The organism is Cryobacterium sp. Hh7 (assembly GCF_004403155.1).
Classification (GTDB): Bacteria; Actinomycetota; Actinomycetes; order Actinomycetales; family Microbacteriaceae; genus Cryobacterium; species Cryobacterium levicorallinum.
This window is the reverse complement of record NZ_SOHG01000020.1, coordinates 58,906-74,683: the sequence shown is the minus strand read 5'-3', so window position 1 is coordinate 74,683 and position 15,778 is coordinate 58,906. Positions and strand designations below refer to the sequence as shown.

Annotated in this window: 18 protein-coding genes and 1 pseudogene; 6 read left to right on the top strand and 13 right to left on the bottom strand. The window is 63.0% G+C overall.

Annotation, left to right across the window (positions count from 1 at the left end):
- Positions 1-95: 95 nt before the first annotated feature.
- The 6 genes from E3T43_RS08375 to E3T43_RS08355 form a co-directional block, all read right to left on the bottom strand.
- Positions 96-881, bottom strand: a complete 786-nt coding sequence (locus tag E3T43_RS08375; protein WP_198414333.1) for an urease accessory protein UreF — start codon at positions 879-881, stop codon at positions 96-98.
- Between the two features lie 5 nt (positions 882-886).
- Positions 887-2,590 (bottom strand): urease subunit alpha, encoded by a 1,704-nt coding sequence (locus tag E3T43_RS08370; protein WP_134472062.1) that lies wholly within the window; start codon positions 2,588-2,590, stop codon positions 887-889.
- Positions 2,583-2,927 (bottom strand): urease subunit beta, encoded by a 345-nt coding sequence (gene ureB / locus E3T43_RS08365; RefSeq protein WP_134472061.1) that lies wholly within the window; start codon positions 2,925-2,927, stop codon positions 2,583-2,585. Before ureB ends, E3T43_RS08370 begins: the two co-directional genes overlap by 8 nt.
- A 17-nt stretch (positions 2,928-2,944) precedes the next feature.
- On the bottom strand, positions 2,945-3,247 hold the full coding sequence (locus E3T43_RS08360; RefSeq protein ID WP_134472060.1) for an urease subunit gamma: 303 nt from the start codon (positions 3,245-3,247) through the stop codon (positions 2,945-2,947).
- Between the two features lie 297 nt (positions 3,248-3,544).
- Complete coding sequence (locus tag E3T43_RS18730) at positions 3,545-3,697, bottom strand: hypothetical protein (RefSeq protein ID WP_166791274.1); 153 nt, start codon at positions 3,695-3,697, stop codon at positions 3,545-3,547.
- A 90-nt stretch (positions 3,698-3,787) separates the two neighbouring features.
- Positions 3,788-4,606: a Bax inhibitor-1/YccA family protein gene (locus E3T43_RS08355; RefSeq protein WP_134444745.1), complete on the bottom strand. Its 819-nt coding sequence runs from the start codon at positions 4,604-4,606 to the stop codon at positions 3,788-3,790.
- Between the two features lie 224 nt (positions 4,607-4,830).
- Here E3T43_RS08355 and E3T43_RS08350 point away from each other — a divergent pair, with 224 nt between their 5' ends.
- Positions 4,831-5,889 carry a glycerophosphodiester phosphodiesterase family protein gene (locus tag E3T43_RS08350; protein ID WP_134472059.1) on the top strand — a complete coding sequence of 353 codons (1,059 nt, stop codon included), beginning with the start codon at positions 4,831-4,833 and terminating at the stop codon, positions 5,887-5,889.
- A 155-nt stretch (positions 5,890-6,044) separates the two neighbouring features.
- Here E3T43_RS08350 and E3T43_RS08345 read toward each other — a convergent pair whose 3' ends face one another.
- The 5 genes and pseudogenes from E3T43_RS08345 to E3T43_RS08335 all read right to left on the bottom strand — a co-directional run bounded on the left by E3T43_RS08345 (position 6,045) and on the right by E3T43_RS08335 (position 8,918).
- A complete protein-coding gene (locus E3T43_RS08345; RefSeq protein WP_134472058.1) occupies positions 6,045-6,851 on the bottom strand; it encodes an AAA family ATPase in 807 nt (268 codons plus the stop codon).
- Positions 6,848-7,099, bottom strand: coding sequence for a hypothetical protein (locus E3T43_RS19710; RefSeq protein ID WP_370449911.1), 252 nt, complete (start codon positions 7,097-7,099; stop codon positions 6,848-6,850). Before E3T43_RS19710 ends, E3T43_RS08345 begins: the two co-directional genes overlap by 4 nt.
- Before the next feature lie 27 nt (positions 7,100-7,126).
- The gene (locus E3T43_RS19705) at positions 7,127-7,891 is read right to left on the bottom strand and encodes a Mu transposase C-terminal domain-containing protein (RefSeq protein WP_370449913.1); all 765 of its coding nucleotides are present in this window, start codon (positions 7,889-7,891) and stop codon (positions 7,127-7,129) included.
- 60 nt (positions 7,892-7,951) lie between these two features.
- Positions 7,952-8,311: pseudogene (locus tag E3T43_RS19700) on the bottom strand (helix-turn-helix domain-containing protein); the annotation flags it as partial.
- Between the two features lie 4 nt (positions 8,312-8,315).
- Complete coding sequence (locus tag E3T43_RS08335) at positions 8,316-8,918, bottom strand: recombinase family protein (RefSeq protein WP_134472057.1); 603 nt, start codon at positions 8,916-8,918, stop codon at positions 8,316-8,318.
- A 291-nt stretch (positions 8,919-9,209) separates the two neighbouring features.
- Between E3T43_RS08335 and E3T43_RS08330 the strand changes: the two genes are divergently transcribed.
- The gene (locus tag E3T43_RS08330) at positions 9,210-9,608 is read left to right on the top strand and encodes a TetR/AcrR family transcriptional regulator (RefSeq protein ID WP_134472056.1); all 399 of its coding nucleotides are present in this window, start codon (positions 9,210-9,212) and stop codon (positions 9,606-9,608) included.
- Positions 9,605-9,958: a hypothetical protein gene (locus E3T43_RS08325; RefSeq protein WP_134472055.1), complete on the top strand. Its 354-nt coding sequence runs from the start codon at positions 9,605-9,607 to the stop codon at positions 9,956-9,958. Before E3T43_RS08330 ends, E3T43_RS08325 begins: the two co-directional genes overlap by 4 nt.
- A gap of 272 nt (positions 9,959-10,230) precedes the next feature.
- Here E3T43_RS08325 and E3T43_RS08320 read toward each other — a convergent pair whose 3' ends face one another.
- On the bottom strand, positions 10,231-10,533 hold the full coding sequence (locus E3T43_RS08320) for a transcriptional regulator (protein ID WP_134472054.1): 303 nt from the start codon (positions 10,531-10,533) through the stop codon (positions 10,231-10,233).
- Positions 10,534-10,538: 5 nt separating this feature from the next.
- Positions 10,539-11,483, bottom strand: a complete 945-nt coding sequence (locus tag E3T43_RS08315) for a sodium-dependent bicarbonate transport family permease (protein ID WP_134444750.1) — start codon at positions 11,481-11,483, stop codon at positions 10,539-10,541.
- A 140-nt stretch (positions 11,484-11,623) separates the two neighbouring features.
- Between E3T43_RS08315 and E3T43_RS08310 the strand changes: the two genes are divergently transcribed.
- The 3 genes from E3T43_RS08310 to E3T43_RS08300 all read left to right on the top strand — a co-directional run bounded on the left by E3T43_RS08310 (position 11,624) and on the right by E3T43_RS08300 (position 15,777).
- Complete coding sequence (locus tag E3T43_RS08310) at positions 11,624-11,908, top strand: MarR family transcriptional regulator (RefSeq protein ID WP_134472053.1); 285 nt, start codon at positions 11,624-11,626, stop codon at positions 11,906-11,908.
- Between the two features lie 92 nt (positions 11,909-12,000).
- A complete protein-coding gene (locus tag E3T43_RS08305) occupies positions 12,001-12,876 on the top strand; it encodes a DUF6671 family protein (RefSeq protein ID WP_198414332.1) in 876 nt (291 codons plus the stop codon).
- Between the two features lie 366 nt (positions 12,877-13,242).
- The gene (locus E3T43_RS08300; RefSeq protein ID WP_134472052.1) at positions 13,243-15,777 is read left to right on the top strand and encodes an ATP-dependent helicase; all 2,535 of its coding nucleotides are present in this window, start codon (positions 13,243-13,245) and stop codon (positions 15,775-15,777) included.
- Position 15,778 lies beyond the last annotated feature (1 nt).

The window sequence follows — 15,778 nt, the reverse complement described above, 5'->3', positions numbered from 1 at the left end:
GGCATCGAGGCCCCAAGCTTGACCGCGCCCAAAACCCCGAAAGAGGATCGCGCCCAAATCAAGAATTCTTCAGAGGCCGACCGGTGGATTCAGGTTTAGGCACGGAATAACCTTTGCGTTGTTCGGGAGTGGGCCTCGGCCCATCCCTCGGTTTCGGGAGCCCCGAGCGCCGGGATGGCGTCGGGTGAGGTGAGTGTGGCGATCCAGTCGACGTCGTCTTCCACCTGGGCGCAGGCGTCGAGAACCCAGCTGGGTGGGACTACCGGGTCGAGCGGCTCCAACTTGAGCGTGGCGGCGGCGATCGTCTGTGCGTCGTCGTAGGCGACGAGGCGCACGAGCGAGAGCGCGTCGAGGCCGGCGGCGGCGGCGATCACGCCCACGAGCACCGGCCGGGAGAATGGTGCGGGAGCTTCCACACAGGCCTCGATCGCCGGCTCGCCCGGCCAGAGCCGAGTGGCGAGCCGGAGATAGCCTCGGGCGAGCGAGCGCGAGACCTCTCGCACGGCTCGGCTCGGGGTGCGGGCTGCCCAGGCACGGTCGATCCGGGCGAGGTTCGCGCCGAGCTCGGTGGTGAGATCCGCGCCGGGTCGGCCATCGGGATTCGACTGCCGCGCCACGTGCCGGGCTACCACGGCGGTGCCCGCCTCGACGAGGGTGACGCTGCGGGCTCGGCCAAGGATGTACCCGCGCACGAGCCGCGGGTGCATACCGGCAGCGAGCGCTGGCTCAAGGCCCGCCGAGTGCACGTGCCCGCCTACCGGAAGGCGAGCATCCGCGAGCAACATAGCGATGGTCGTCGCCGACAGCGCGGACCCGAGCGATGGGGCTGCGGGCGTGGGCGAGGGGACGGCGGGAGCGGGCACAAGGGATGCGGCGGACATGACTGCTAGAACATCAGGTAGAGCTGAGCGAGCGGCAGACGCTCCGCGGGCGCGGGCACGACGTGGTCCCCGTCGATCGAGATGGCGAATGTGTCGGGGCGGATGTCGATACGGGGCAGCACGTCGTTGTTCTTCATCTGCGCCTTGCCGATATCGCGGGTGGGCGACACAGCCGCGACACGGCGACGTAGGCCGAGGCGAGCCTCGACTCCGTCATCGATGGCCGCTGGCGACACGAACGACACCGAGAGCTCGGCGCCGATAGCATTGGTGAATGCGGGGCGCATCATGACCGGCTGCGGCGTGGGGATGGAGGCGTTCGGGTCGCCGAGCGCGGCCCAGACGATGCCACCGCCCTTGATGATGACGGCGGGGCGAATCCCGAAGAACTTCGGCTCCCACAGTACGAGGTCGGCGAGCTTGCCGGGCTCAACCGAGCCCACCTCGGAGTCGATACCGTGCGCGACCGCCGGGTTGATGGTGTACTTCGCCACGTAGCGGCGGGCCCGCTCATTGTCGGCCGGATGATTTTCGCCGAGGGGGCCACGTCGGGCTTTCATGGCGTGCGCGACCTGCCAGGTACGGGTGATGACCTCGCCGATGCGCCCCATCGCCTGGGCGTCGGAGGAAACGATCGACAGGGCACCCATGTCGTGCAGGATGTCTTCGGCCGCGATGGTGGTAGCACGGATGCGCGACTCAGCGAACGCGAGATCCTCGGGCACCGAGGGGTTGAGGTGGTGGCAGACCATGAGCATGTCAAGGTGCTCGGCGACGGTGTTGACCGTGTGCGGCAGGGTGGGGTTGGTCGACCCCGGGATGATGTGTGGGAGCGAGGCGATGCGCAGGATGTCGGGGGCGTGGCCGCCGCCGGCGCCCTCCACGTGGAAGGCGTGGATGGACCGGCCGTCGATGGCGCCGATTGTGGACTCGACAAAGCCCGACTCGTTGAGGGAGTCGGAGTGCAGCGCCACCTGCAGGCCGAACTCGTCGGCGGCGCGAAGGGCGGCGTCGATCGCGGCGGGCGTGGAGCCCCAATCTTCGTGCACCTTGTAGCCGCTAGCTCCGGCGAGCGCCTGCTCGCGGAACCCTGCCGCCGAGACAGTGTTTCCCTTGCCGAGCAGTAGGAAGTTCATCGGGAAGGCGTCGAGGGAACGGTGCATTGTCTCCAGATGCCAGGCACCCGGCGTGACGGTTGTGGCCTTGGAACCCTCGGATGGCCCGGTGCCGCCGCCGACAATCGTGGTGGTACCGGTGGCCAGGGCCTCGTGGATCTGCGAGGGCGAGAGCAGGTGCACGTGCGAGTCGATCGCGCCGGCGGTGAGGATCTTGCCCTCGCCGGAAATGACGTCGGTCGAGGGTCCGATTGCGAGCTTCGGGTGAACGCCGTCGGCGATGTCGGAGTTGCCCGACCGCCCCAATGCCACGATGCGACCGTCGCGTATGCCGACATCCGCTCGAATGACGCCCCACCAGTCGAGCACGATGGCGTTCGTGATGACGGTGTCGAGTGCGCCGTCGGCGCGGCTCCTTGAGCCCTGCGCCATGGACTCACGGATGGACTTGCCGCCGCCGAAGACGGCCTCTTCGCCGCCCACGGTGAGGTCCTGCTCGATCTCAATCCAGAGGTCGGTATCACCCAGGCGCACCTGGTCTCCGGCCGTTGGCCCGTAAATGGCGGCGTATCGTTCGCGGCTGATCTCAACCATCAAGGCTCTCGTTTCCGGCGTTGCGCACCCGGAGGCCTGGCACCTTGCGGGCACCTTGGAATGCGACCGCGTCGAGTTCGCGGGAGGCGCCGGGTTCGAAGCGCTGGGAGGTGCCGGAGGGGATGTCGAGGCGGAATCCATGTGCGACCTCGCGGTCGAACTCGAGCGCCGCGTTGGCGTCGGGGAGGTGCAGGTGGGAGCCGATTTGCACCGGCCGGTCGCCGGTGTTGAGAAAGACCAGGCGGATGCGTTCGTCCGGGCTTCGGTCGGAGTTGAGGATGAGAATACCGGGCCGAACGCGAATCGCGCCCGGGCCGGAAGAAGAGTAGCCTCCCATGGTTACACCGCCTGTCTCTAGGAAATGGGATCGTGGATGGTGACGAGCTTGCGCCCGTCTGGGAAAGTCGCCTCGACCTGTACGTCAGAGAGCATCTCGGCCACACCCTCCATTATCTGATCTCGCAACAGCACCTTGCGGCCCTCGACCATGAGGTCGGCCACGGTGCGACCGTCGCGGGCGCGTTCAATCACCCAGGTACTGAGTAAGGCGAGGGATTCCGGATAGTTCAGCAAAACCCCGCGCGCGAGCCGGTCGCGCGCCACCATGCCCGCCACAGACAGCAAAAGTTTTTCGTTGTCGGCCGTTGTGAGGTGCATGGTCTGCCGTTCCCTGTGTCGTCGGAAGCGCTCCATTCTGGTGCACCTGCGGAAGCGAGAGATTCCTATAACTCATTAACGTATCGGGCAAAGCGGCCCCCGCACACCAATCGCAGCCGTGGAGCCCCGAACGCGCGCCAATACGCGCGATCTTGCCCAGACCGAAGTGCTCGTCGAACGTGCTGCGGACCCGGTGCACGCTTTGCACGGACACTAGACAAAATGCCGTTCACCGGGTGTACCCCGGTCGCAGCCGAGTGGCTTTTCACTGCCGCGCAGCGCCCCGCATCCGCTTGCTCAGTCTTTAGGGGCTTTGATATAACGACGGATGGCGTGGATGACGACATAGGCCAAGCCGAGGAGCACGATGGCGCTGCCGATGTAGCCGAACGTTGCGGTCATGCCGTTGGCTTCGAGCGGGAGCAACGCGTGCAGGTCTGTGAAACTCATTACTTAAGCCAACCACAGTGTGGCGTGCGCGGGGTACGAAAAAGCGCCCCCGTTCCGAAAGAACGAGGGCGCCTGATCAAGCGGATGCTGCTACTCGCGGGTGAGCACGAAGATGCGCAGCATCTCGACGTAGAGCCAGACGACGGTCATGATGATGCCGAACGCGCCGGTCCAGCCGTACTTGCGCGGCAGGCGGTTGTTGACGCCCTTCTGGATGAAATCGAAGTCGAGCACGAGCGAGTACGCGGCCAGCAGCACCGCGAGCAGGCCGATGAGGATGCCGAGCTTGATGTCGAAGCCGAGAATGCTGATGCTCGCACTGCGCATGCCGAAGGCCTGATCGCTGCCGCCGAAAATCATCATTCCCACGTTGATTAGCGAGAACGCGGCGTAGCCGATCATGGCGATCAAGAAGATCTTGGTGGCCTTCTTCGAGGCGCGAATCTTGCCGCTCTTGAACAGTGCGAGCGTGACGCCGACCACGACGAGAGTGGCGAGAACCGCCTGCATCACGACGCCCCCGTAGATGTCTTCAAAGACGCGGGAGATGCCACCGACAAACAAGCCCTGGGCCCCGGCGAAGGCAAGGATCAGCGGAGCCGACGGCTCCTTCTTGAAGGTGTTGACCAGGCCGAGCACGAAGCCGGCGATGGCACCCAGAATGAACAGGAACGGCAGCACCGGGGTGGCGACCCAGGAGATCATGGCCGCCACGAGCAGCAGCGCGAAGCCGAGGCCGGTCTTGGTTATGGTGTCTTCGTAGGTCATGCGTTCGGTGTCCTGTGAACCGGCGGCGGGCCGGTTGTACATCGACTGCAGATCGTTGTCAGAGAGGGCCTGCGACGACGCCACTGCGCCACGAGCGCCGAACGCTTCGTTGCGGGAGAAAGCGGGGTTGGAGGATGCCATGGGTTGCTGTACTCACAATCAGCTGATGGGTCATTCGGGTGCGCGCGGGCGAACCGACACGCAGCGCCTGGTGCGGCACTGCATTAAAGGTACCCGAGAGCGCATTCGAATGTGCTGGGGATCAGCCGATTTGCAGCAATTCAAGCCGTGATCTTGCACCCGTTTCGCTGCAAGCGGATGCCGGCCCCCAGCATCCGTTCTGCTGACGCGGTTAGCCTGACACCATGCAACCGATCGTCATTGGCCACCGCGGGGCAAGCGGCCACCGGCCCGAACACACGCGCTCAGCTTTCAATTTGGCCTTCGCGCTCGGCGCCGACGCCGTCGAACCCGACCTGGTCGCCACCCGCGACGGCGTGCTCGTCATTCGCCACGAAAACGAAATCTCCGGCACAACGGATGTCGCCACTCGCGCCGAATTCGCCGCTCGCCGCGCCGAGAAAATCGTTGACGGCAAGGCGATCACCGGCTGGTTCACCGAGGACTTCACCTGGGAGGAACTGCGCACCCTGCGCGCCCGGGAACGGCTGCCAGCCCTGCGACAGAGCAATACGACCTTCGACGACCAGCACCCGATTCTGCGCCTGCGCGACCTGTTCGACCTCGTCGACGCCGCGGCCGAGCAGACCAACCGAACGCTCGGGATCGTCGCCGAGATCAAGCACGCCACCTATTTCGGCGGGCTCGACCTGCCGCTGCCTGAACTGTTCGCGGCCGAGGTCTCCGCGGCCGGCTGGAACACCGACCGGCTCACCGTGGAGAGCTTTGAACCGAGCGTGCTTGCCCAGGTTCGGGCTCAGGGTGTGCGTGGCAAACGCGTCTTCCTGCTCGAAGACGAGGGGTACCCCGTCGACCAGGTCGCGGAGTACGGCGCCGGCGCGCTCAGCTACGCCGACCACCTCACGGCCGACGGGCTCGCGAGCCTTGCCGCTGGCCGCTCGGCTGGCGGGTCCCGCAGCAGTATGGGCTCCAGTACCGCTACGAGTGATATCGGCGTCGATGGCATCAGCGTGCCCAAATCGCTCATCCTCGAAACGGATGCTGCGGGTGACGTGACCGGGGCATCCGCTCTGGTGGACGACGCCCACGCTGCCGGGCTTGAGATCTACTGCTGGACCCTGCGGCCGGAAAACAAATTCCTGGCAAAAACCTTTCGCAGCGGCACCCGCAAGGGTGACTTCGGACACTGGCAGTCGGAGTTCCGCGTCATTCTCGGCTCCGGCATCGACGGGGTATTCGCCGACCACCCGGATCTGGCCGTGCACGTGCGCGACGCGTTCTGAGCGGCTGCCAGCGTCTCATAGTCCATGTGTTCCGACACGCGCAGGTTTCGAGACACCGCAAACACCAATCGAAGTGAAACGCGCGCGTTGAGACGGGATGCGGTGTGGCTTTCTGATTTTTTTTGGCGGGGTTCTCTCGTTTTTGGATGGCGGGTTTAGCTGATTCCGATGACGAGGGTGCTTTGTGCTGCTTCGATCACGTCGTTGGTGATGACGGTGAGGTCGTTGATTTTCATTACCCGCTCTGTTTGGAGGAAGAGACGTTCCAGGAGCCGGAAGTTGCCGCGGGTGACGCGGGCGATCGCGGCGATGGCTTGAGCGTCGGTGAAGTCTTCAAGGTCGAGAGTTTTACCGAGGTGTCGCCAGTGACGTTGTAGGACGAAGTTCAGTTCGTCTTGGCCAAGTGGACGGTATTGGTGGGCGAATCCAACTCGGCTGTAGAACTGTGGAAAGCGGCTGAATTGTTTTTCGAGGCCAGGCATGCCGATCAGGATCAGTGCGACCTTGTTTCGGTCATATCTGTCTCTGAGGAGTTCGACGGCGGTGGGGCTGAGTCTCTCGGATTCGTCGACGATGATGAGTTCCACGATAGGGAAGTCACTTCGTTTAGCTGGTTTACCGACCGTTGTCAGGTGTTGTTCGATGCAGATGCTGACTCGGGTGAAGACCTTGTCGAGTTCCTCTTTGAGTGTTCGTGGGGTCAGCAGCACGCTTGGTGTGTAGAGAACGGTTCGTGATTTTCCCAACGCGGCATATACCTGCGCGTCTGAATCGTCTCGGGGTCCCCATTCTCCGATCAGAGTCTGAGCTTTGTCCCAGTGAGAATAGCGGCGGGCAGAGAGGGTCTTGCCGATTCCGGCCTGGCCGTAACAGATACCGATCGTGTGCTGGCGTCGGACCGTATCGGCGAACTCGGTGAACCGGCGGTGCTCTTTGGTGACGATGAACTGCTCTTGGTTCATGGTTCGTCTTCCTCGTAGATTTTCAATCGTTGCTTGGTCCGCGTCGCTTCGTCTTTTGGCTTGTCGGGTATCCGAGGTGCGCCGTGGGCGGGAAGGAATTCGGCGACGACGGCTATGCGTTCGTTGATGCCGCGTTGAAGTTGACGTCGTTGCGCAGTCCGCGCGGCCTGGATCTCCTTGAGTCCGATCGTGGCGTTTTGATGGTCAGGATCTACTGCTTTGCAGATGAACTGGTTGCGGTGGATCACCCGGATTTCGCCGATGTCCCGGGGGTCCTACCGAATGACGACGGACTCACCCACATATCCGGCGATAGTCGGAGCGACATAGCGCAGACCCTGAAAATGGATACCGTCGCGGCGAACCACCCGCGTTTTCGCCACGGTGAGGAGAAGCCCGTCGAGCAGTTCCAGACTCTCCGGCAGGCGTGGCATCCAACCGTCGCTGATCCACGCGGCCGTCGGCGTCTTGCCGGTCTCACTATGCGTGCGGTGGTTGTAGTTGCTGACGATCAGTCCACGCAGTTCAGCGTCGAGCTGATCGAGGGTCAGCTGCGGGACGGGCCGACGTTGTCCGGGGGCGAGGTGGCCGGGGAGGACGCTGAGCAGTTCGGTGTTCACGGTGCCGAAGAATCGTTCGATCTTCCCGCGACCCTGTGGCCGGGCCGTGGTGGAGTGCACCAGCTCGAAATGCAAGTCGGCGGCAACCTGCACGATCTGGTCGCTGGTGAAGTCAGATCCGTGGTCGACGTAGAGAACATCGGGGATGCCGCACATCGGCCAGTCCGGCTCACTCTTATGCCACATCGCTTGCCGGAGCGCCAACGCCGTATTCATCGCCGACGGTGCGCCAAGGAAAACCATGTAACCGCATGCAGCACGGGAATTGTCGTCGAGGATGACGGATAGCCAGGGCCGGGCCGGCTTGCCGTTCGGGGCGACGATGAGAATGTCGAGCATCGTGTGATCGGCTTGCCACATCGCGTTGGGGAGATCAGCGTGTCGGCGCAACGCGAGTTCATATTTGTCTCGGTACGCCACCGGGCCCTCCAACGCGAGGACTCTCATCCCCGGATCGATTTCTCGCACGATTGTCCAGACGACCGAGTACGACGGCGTCGAGCAATTTCGCTTCCCACACAACTCCACCACTTTCCGGTGAATCGTGGCGACGGAGTTTCGCGGACGCATCAGAGCAAGGCCTTCGATCAACTGCACAAGTTCCGGGTGGAGCCGGTGCCGGTGCTCGTCGCGAGGTGGTGCCGGTTTCAGCCCGTCGAAACCTCGCGCCCTGTAGGCGGCCTGCCAGTGTTCCAGAGTTCGCAAAGCCGTGCCACTGTCCCTGGCGATCGCGGCCAACGAGATGTGGTTCTCCACATGTAACCGGAGAAGCGCCCACCGGTCCTCGGCACGAGTGTGCTCACCCGCAGAAGGAGCGGTCGTGGTCGGTTCCGAATCCATCAGGTCACGGTGCGGGGGCGACCCGCGGTTTCCGACGCTTCGTGGTGCCCGGGTCCTGTTTCAAGGTGCGGTAGATGGTGGTGCGGCTGACTCCCAGGACCTCACCGATTGCGGCGACCGTGATCTCCTGCTTCGCGTATAACTGCTTGGCCGTTTTCACCTGGTTCGCCGTCAACTGTGGCGGCCGCCCCCCTGTCCGCCCTCGCGCCCGAGCTGCTTTCAGCCCGGCGTGGGTTCGCTCCTTTATAAGGTCGCGCTCAAACTCCGCCAGCGCTGCGAAGACATGGAACACGAGGCGTCCGCCGGGCGAGTTGGTATCAATGGTTTCCTGCAGCGATCGGAACCCAACGTCCCGCGCTGCCAAAGTCGCCAGCTGATCGATGAGGTGCCGAATCGAGCGGCCAAGCCTGTCCAGTCGCCACACCACCAACGTGTCCCCGGGCCGAATTTGATCCAACAACTTGTCGAGCTCCGGACGGCTCTCGAGGGAACCGGAAATCACGTCGACGAAGACGCGGTAGCAGCCGGCCGCGTTCAACGCATCTACTTGAAGGGCCGCATCCTGATCGGAAGTGGACACGCGTGCATACCCGAGAAGATGACCCATGAACCGATTGTAACGGAACTCATGTTCGGAGCGAGCAATCGATGCATAGAATTCGGGCCGGGGTTTCGGTACAAAATCTGGTTCGAGGTCCCCCGAAAAACCGGGCGTCGAGGTCGGGCTACGGAAACCGCGATTCGGCGTAGCGAATGCGAACGAATTCGACACACGACGGTTGTTGCGTAAGACGCCCGGGGGTGGGCCCAATTCTCAGGGTTACGCGCAAATGAACAAGCCACGGATTCTTGACCGCTCGTTCTTGACTGATCGTTTCCCTATGTGTATTCTGAGGGTATGGGCAGGAACAGAACATTTATCGAATCCGACGTCGTGGCTCAGTGCGCCGAGATCTTTCGGCGCACTGGTTACGAAGGAACCTCGATAGACGACCTCGTCCAGGCGACGGGCCTCCATCGCGGGAGCTTGTACAAAGCATTCGGGAGCAAACGCGGGCTCTTCGTGCTGGCGCTTAGGCAGAGCGCCAGGCCCGCAATCCCAACGGATGATTCAACTGACTTGCTACTCGTCGCCCTCATGGAGCTCGCGCCACGCGATCCAGAAATTCGATCCATCTCCTTCGATATCCTGTCCGATGCAGTGCCCACGCATACCCCTCAAGCCCTCGGGGAGCGACTCCTCGAGCGCGCCCGTGAAACACTTACCGACGAAACCACACCGAAGGATTCCGAATGAACATCATCACCCTGACCGACACGATGCTCGTTGTCGAGCCACAGGGACTGGACAAGCTTTGGTCCTTTACGCGCAAACTCGAAATTCCCTTGGGCCACGTCCGCGGCGCAACCTTCGACCCTGGCGCAAATCAGGAACCCAAAGGAATCCGCGCCCCCGGACTAGCGATACCGGGCAAATGGGCGGGAACGTTCAATAAGGACGGAGACAAGTCGTTCTGGAACGTCAGCGCTCCCAGCGACACAGTCGTTATAGAGCTCTTGGACGAGCACTACACACGCCTGGTCCTGACCGTGGATCAACCACGATCCGTAGTTGACGCCATCAACGTCGCCGCTCATCCCGGCTAAAGGTCGCGTCCCGGAGAACGTTCCGCCTGCGGGACAGCGAGACCCTGTCATTCACTCGTCGAACAGGAGGCCCTTCCTGTCCCCCTCGGCTCGTCGCTCTACAGCGGGTCGTTGACGGCCTCCCGCCATTTAAAACAGAAAGAACCCCGCCAAAAAAACAGAAAGCCACAGGCATGCGGGATCGCTCGGTGCCGCCCGAGACGGGTGCACTGAGGAAAGATTGTGGAGACTCAGCGGACAGTCACCGAAACCTGAGGAACCCGAGTGGGGTCTCAGAACTTCTCAGGTCGGAGTACCTCGACATCGCTCACGAAGAGGATCATGGCGTAGTTGTCGTAGTAATGCTCCTGAAAATGGGCGGCGATTTCTTTAGCCGTCGCTGCGTCGCACACCACCTCGATGCGGATGTTCCCACTCGTTTCCCAGCCGGCGTTGCGAGTACCACGACTCCCCTTGCCACGAGCGTCAGTGATGGTATACCCGTGGGCGTGAAGCCGATCGATATCCCGGACAAGAGTGCCTTCCAGGGCGGCTTCGGTGACAACGGTCAACAGCTTGCGGGTATGGCTTTGCATCGGGTTCAACCTTTCGCGAACGTATGAGCCCACACGGCGAGTGCGTGGTAAAGCGGGATCCCGATCAGGACATTGAACGGAAATGTTATCCCGAGCGCACCGGCCAGGGAGAGGGTGGGGTTGGCGTCGGGTACAGAGATGCGCATGGCTGCCGGTACCGCGATGTAGGACGCACTGGCCGCCAGAGTTGCCAAGATGGTCGTTCCTCCGATGGAGAGGCCCAAAGACCACCCCAGCCACGTTCCCACCAGCGCCGAAAAAAGCGGCATTGCGATGGCAAAGACCACCAGAAAGGGGCCGTGTCGGCGCAGGCTTCCCATCTGTGTGGCCATAATCAAGCCCATCTCCAGCAGAAAAAGAGCGAGAATTCCCTTGAAGAGGTCCACGAATAACGGTTGGATGGACGACAGCCCGTCCGGGCCAGCTACCCAGCCGATGAGCAGTCCGCCCAGGAGCAGCACGATGCCTTTCCCCAGAAACACTTCATGGGCGATCGACTTCCACCGCGTCTCGCGCGAGATGCCTCGCGCGAGCACAATTCCCACCAGAATTGCTGGCACTTCCAGCAGCACCAGAAGCAGCGGCATGTGTTCTTCGAACGAGATCTGCTGGCTGCCGAGGTAGGCGACGGCGACGGCGTAGGTGCCCACGCTCACGGAACCGTAATGGGCGGCGATAGAGGCCGCATCCGCTCGCTTGAAACGGCCCAGATAGCGCAGCACCGGGAACGCGACCAGGGTGAGGCCGAAACCCATGGCCACCACGGCGAGCATTTGCGGCAACAGGCTGGCGAAAGGCTGCTTGGCGAGTTCCACGCCGCCTTTGAGGCCAATGGCCAGCAGTAGCACGATGCTGACGAACTCGTAAATCGCCGCCGGAAGACGCAATTCTGAACGCAGGAGGCCGGCCACGGCTCCGAGCAGGAAGAAGAGAATGATGGGATCGATCACATTGTGGCTCTCTGATTTACTCTGCTCGAAGTGTGAAGAAGCGGCGCGACTCCATGGTGACCAACCCCGTCAATGCACGCTGACCAATACGTGCTAAGCATAGCGTGCATTGTGGAGCGTGTGTCGGCTATGGTGAGACGATGGCCGACTGGACCTTTCTTACTAATCACGCACACGTTTTGCTCTGCGTTTCTCAAGACCCCGGCATGCGATTGCGCGATATCGCAATAGAAGTGGGGATCACCGAACGCGCCGCCCAGCGAATAATCGCCGAACTCGTCGCAGATGGCTATCTCACGCGTCAACGCGACGGCCGGCGCAACAGTTATCAGCTCTACCCAGACTTACCGCTTCGACATCCCTTGGAACGCCACCACAAAATTGGTGAGCTTCTCAGAGCCCTTGGATCCGTCGACCGTGAGTAGCCACCGCGGTCGAAACCGCCAGCCGCCTGCGGTGTGGCCCGGTCGACGAACAGTCTGTGCCGACAGCTCGTGCTCAGCAGGGCAGGTGAGCTGTGGTCGGCAATGATTCAGGGAATTTGGACTCGCGCTCCATCTACTCCGGTAAACGGGTCGCTCTGCTGACCCAACATGGTAAGGAGCGCGTGGTCGGTCCGGTGTTGGAGCGGGAGCTTGGTTGCCGGGTTGAACACATCGTGGGCTACGACACGGATCTACTCGGTACTTTCACCCGCGATATCCCCCGCTCCGGCACACAGCTTGAGGCAGCACGCAAGAAAGCGCGCGTGGGCATGGAATTGTCGGCATTACCTCTGGGCCTTGCCAGCGAGGGGTCGTTTGGTCAGGATCCGTTCATGGGGATGTTCCCCTGGAACGTTGAATTCCTGATCTGGATCGACCGTGAGCGCGAGTTGGAGGTCGTCGGCGTGGCGCAAGGCAAAGCGAATTTCTCCCACCTGCTGACGGCGGACTGGGCAGCCGCCGAAATGTTCGCCCGCAAATCGAGGTTCCCCGAACACCACGTGGTCGTACGCCCGGAAAGCGAGCACGACCCCCGCATTCGCAAGGGAATCGCCGCCTGGGCGGAACTGGAAATCACCTTTGCGTGGGCGCTGGCGCAATCGGAAAACGGCCACGTGTTTCTCGAAACGGATGTGCGCGCCCACGCCAATCCGACGCGTATGGAAAACATCCGTCTCGCGGCCGAAGACCTCGCACAGAAACTACGTTCCCTGTGTCCAGCCTGCGGCACCCCAGGTTTCTGGAAGGTAGAGCGGGTGGCAGGGCTGCCCTGCCGCGACTGCTCCGCGCCCACGAACGAGACCCGTGCTGAAACTCATGGATGCCTCATCTGCCCGCATCGCCACACTCGCGAGTTCACCGACCGAAGCTACGCCGACCCGCGTTTTTGCGACAACTGCAACCCGTGACGTTGCCCATGCCCTCGACACGCTGGTAGCGCACATGATGTGCGGCAGGCCAGCCACGAGAGCCGCATGGGTTTTAGGGTCAATACCGTTCAGCTAAGCGTTTGAATGGTGATTTCTGGGGCGTGGAGGGATTGCGGCCATTGGGCGTGGCGGAAGCGGCCAAGAGAAGAAGGAGATAGTCCTCCTCCGCGTTGATGTCGTCGACAAGCTCGACCTCGTCAACGTCTGCGCGGTGGGGGTCACGGTTGTCGGCCCTGCGATCATCCATCCATCCAATTGACTCGATCAGCAAACGTTGGGGCGTCGCTAAACTCCACAACCCGACCCGCCCGCGTGTCAGGGGCCTCGCCTACACTGGAAATCGACATGATCAAACCTCTTAACGCGGAATCCGCGCCCGCCACCGCCGGCCGCTCGGCCACGCCGATCATTCTCGATTCCAATGGGTATGCGGGCACCGGCAGCGCCCAGCAGAGCCCGCTGCTCGACGGGCTCAACCCGCAGCAGAAAGAAGCCGTCGAATACCGCGGCCAGGCGCTGCTCATCATCGCCGGCGCCGGGTCGGGCAAGACCAGCGTGCTCACCCGTCGGGTGGCGAGCTTGCTCGAAACGCGGGATGCCTGGCCGAGCCAGATTCTTGCGATCACGTTCACCAACAAGGCGGCCGCTGAAATGCGCGAGCGGGTGCACGCCATCCTCGGCCAAGCGTCCGACGGAATGTGGATCAGCACTTTCCACTCCTCCTGCGTGCGCATTCTGCGCCGCGAAGCCGAGAAGATCGGTCTGTCGAGCACCTTCAGCATCTACGACTCGGCCGACAGCAAGGTCACGCTCAAGCGCATCATCAAGGGTCTCGACGCCGACACCTACGGCTTCACGCCCGGATCGGCGGGCGCCAAGATTTCCAAGCTCAAGAACGAACTCGCCGACGCCGATTCCTATGCCCGCAACGCGAACATGAGCGACCCGCAGGAGGTCATGTTCGTCGAGATTTTTCGGCAGTACTCCGCCCGGCTGCGTGCCGCCAGCGCGCTCGACTTCGACGACCTCATCGGTGAGACCGTCTACCTGTTTCGTGCGTTCCCCAAGGTCGCCGCGCTCTACCGGCGGCGGTTTCGGCACCTGCTGGTCGACGAATACCAGGACACCAACCACGCCCAGTACGCCCTCGTGCACGAGCTCACCCGGCCGGTCACGGCCGAACTCGCTCAGGAGATGGAAGACGACGGTGTGCACGTGCGCAATTTGCGCGACGGCAGTGGCGCCATTCCCGGCGCCTCGCTCACCGTGGTCGGTGACTCCGACCAGTCCATCTACGCCTTCCGTGGCGCCGACACCCGCAATATCAGCGGCTTCGAGCGGGACTACCCCGGAGCGAAGGTGATTCTCCTCGAGCAGAACTACCGGTCGACCCAGAACATCCTCTCAGCGGCGAACGCCGTGATCGGCCACAACTTCGACCGCACCGACAAAAAATTGTGGAGTGCGGGCGGCGACGGCGAGAAAATCGTCGGTTTCACGGCGTATTCCGGGCACGACGAAGCCCAATTCGTCTCCGACGAGATCCAGGTGCTGCACGCGGCCGGCATGGCCTACCGCGACATGGCCGTGTTCTACCGCACCAACGCGCAGACCCGAGCGCTCGAAGAAATCCTGGTGCGCTCGGCCACACCGTACCGGGTGGTCGGCGGCACCAAATTCTATGAGCGGGCCGAAATCAAGGATGCCCTGGCCTACCTCATCGCCGTCGCCAACCCGGTCGACGAACTCGCCCTGCGCCGCATTCTGAACACCCCCAAGCGCGGTATCGGCCCGGCCACCGAGACCGCACTGTCGAGCTTTGCCGACGACAACGAGCTCACCTTTCGGCAGGCAATGCGCAATTGCGCCGCACTGGGTCTCGGCCCGAAGGTGACCGGCGCCATCCTCAAACTGGCCGAACTGCTCGATGCCGCCGCGCTCCTGCTTGTGCCGACGTCGGTGACTGATGACGGCGTGCCAGTCGGCGGCTCCAACGTCTCCGACGTGCTCGAGTTTCTGCTGGGCGGCAGCGGACTGCTGGCCGTGCTGCGGGGCAGCCGTGACCCGCAAGACGAGGTACGGGCCGAGAACATCGAGGAGCTCGTCGCCCAGACCAAGGACTTCAACAAGGAGAACCCCGACGGCGGTCTTGTCGACTTTCTCACCCAGGTGTCACTCGTGGCCGCCGCTGACGACCTCGATGACGCGTCGGGAACGGTGTCGTTGATGACGCTGCACACCGCGAAGGGCCTCGAATACGAGGCCGTGTTCCTCACCGGCGTTGAGGAGGGGCTGCTGCCGCATCAGATGTCGGCGAACGAGCCGGGCGGTCCGGCTGAAGAGCGCCGCCTGTTCTATGTGGGCATCACCCGCGCCCGCAAGCGGCTTTACCTCTCGCTCGCCATGACCCGGGCCCAGTTCGGCGATATCAACGTGGCGATGCCGAGCCGCTACCTGCAGGAGATCCCGGCCGAGCTGATCGACTGGAAGCAGTCGCCGGGAATGGCCAACTCGCGCGGCGGCACCCAGCCGCGCGCTCTGAACGCGCGCCGCGATGGCGGCTTCGGTGGCTTTGGCAACTCTTTGACTAGTTCGAGCGACGGTTACGGCGGGCGCAGCGGTTACGGCACCAGCGCGAAGCCGGCCGGCCTGCCGCCGGGCAAGCCGAAGACGGAGTGGGCGAACAAGATCACCGGAACGGTGCGCGACAACGGCAGCCTCGAACTGGCGGCGGGCGACCGCATCCGCCACCACGACTTCGGCGAGGGCCGGGTCAACCAGGTCACCGGCGAAGGAACCAAGCGCATCGCGCACGTGCAGTTCGACACCGCGGGCGCCAAAAAGCTGTTGATCAAGATCGCTCCGATCGAAAAGATCTAGC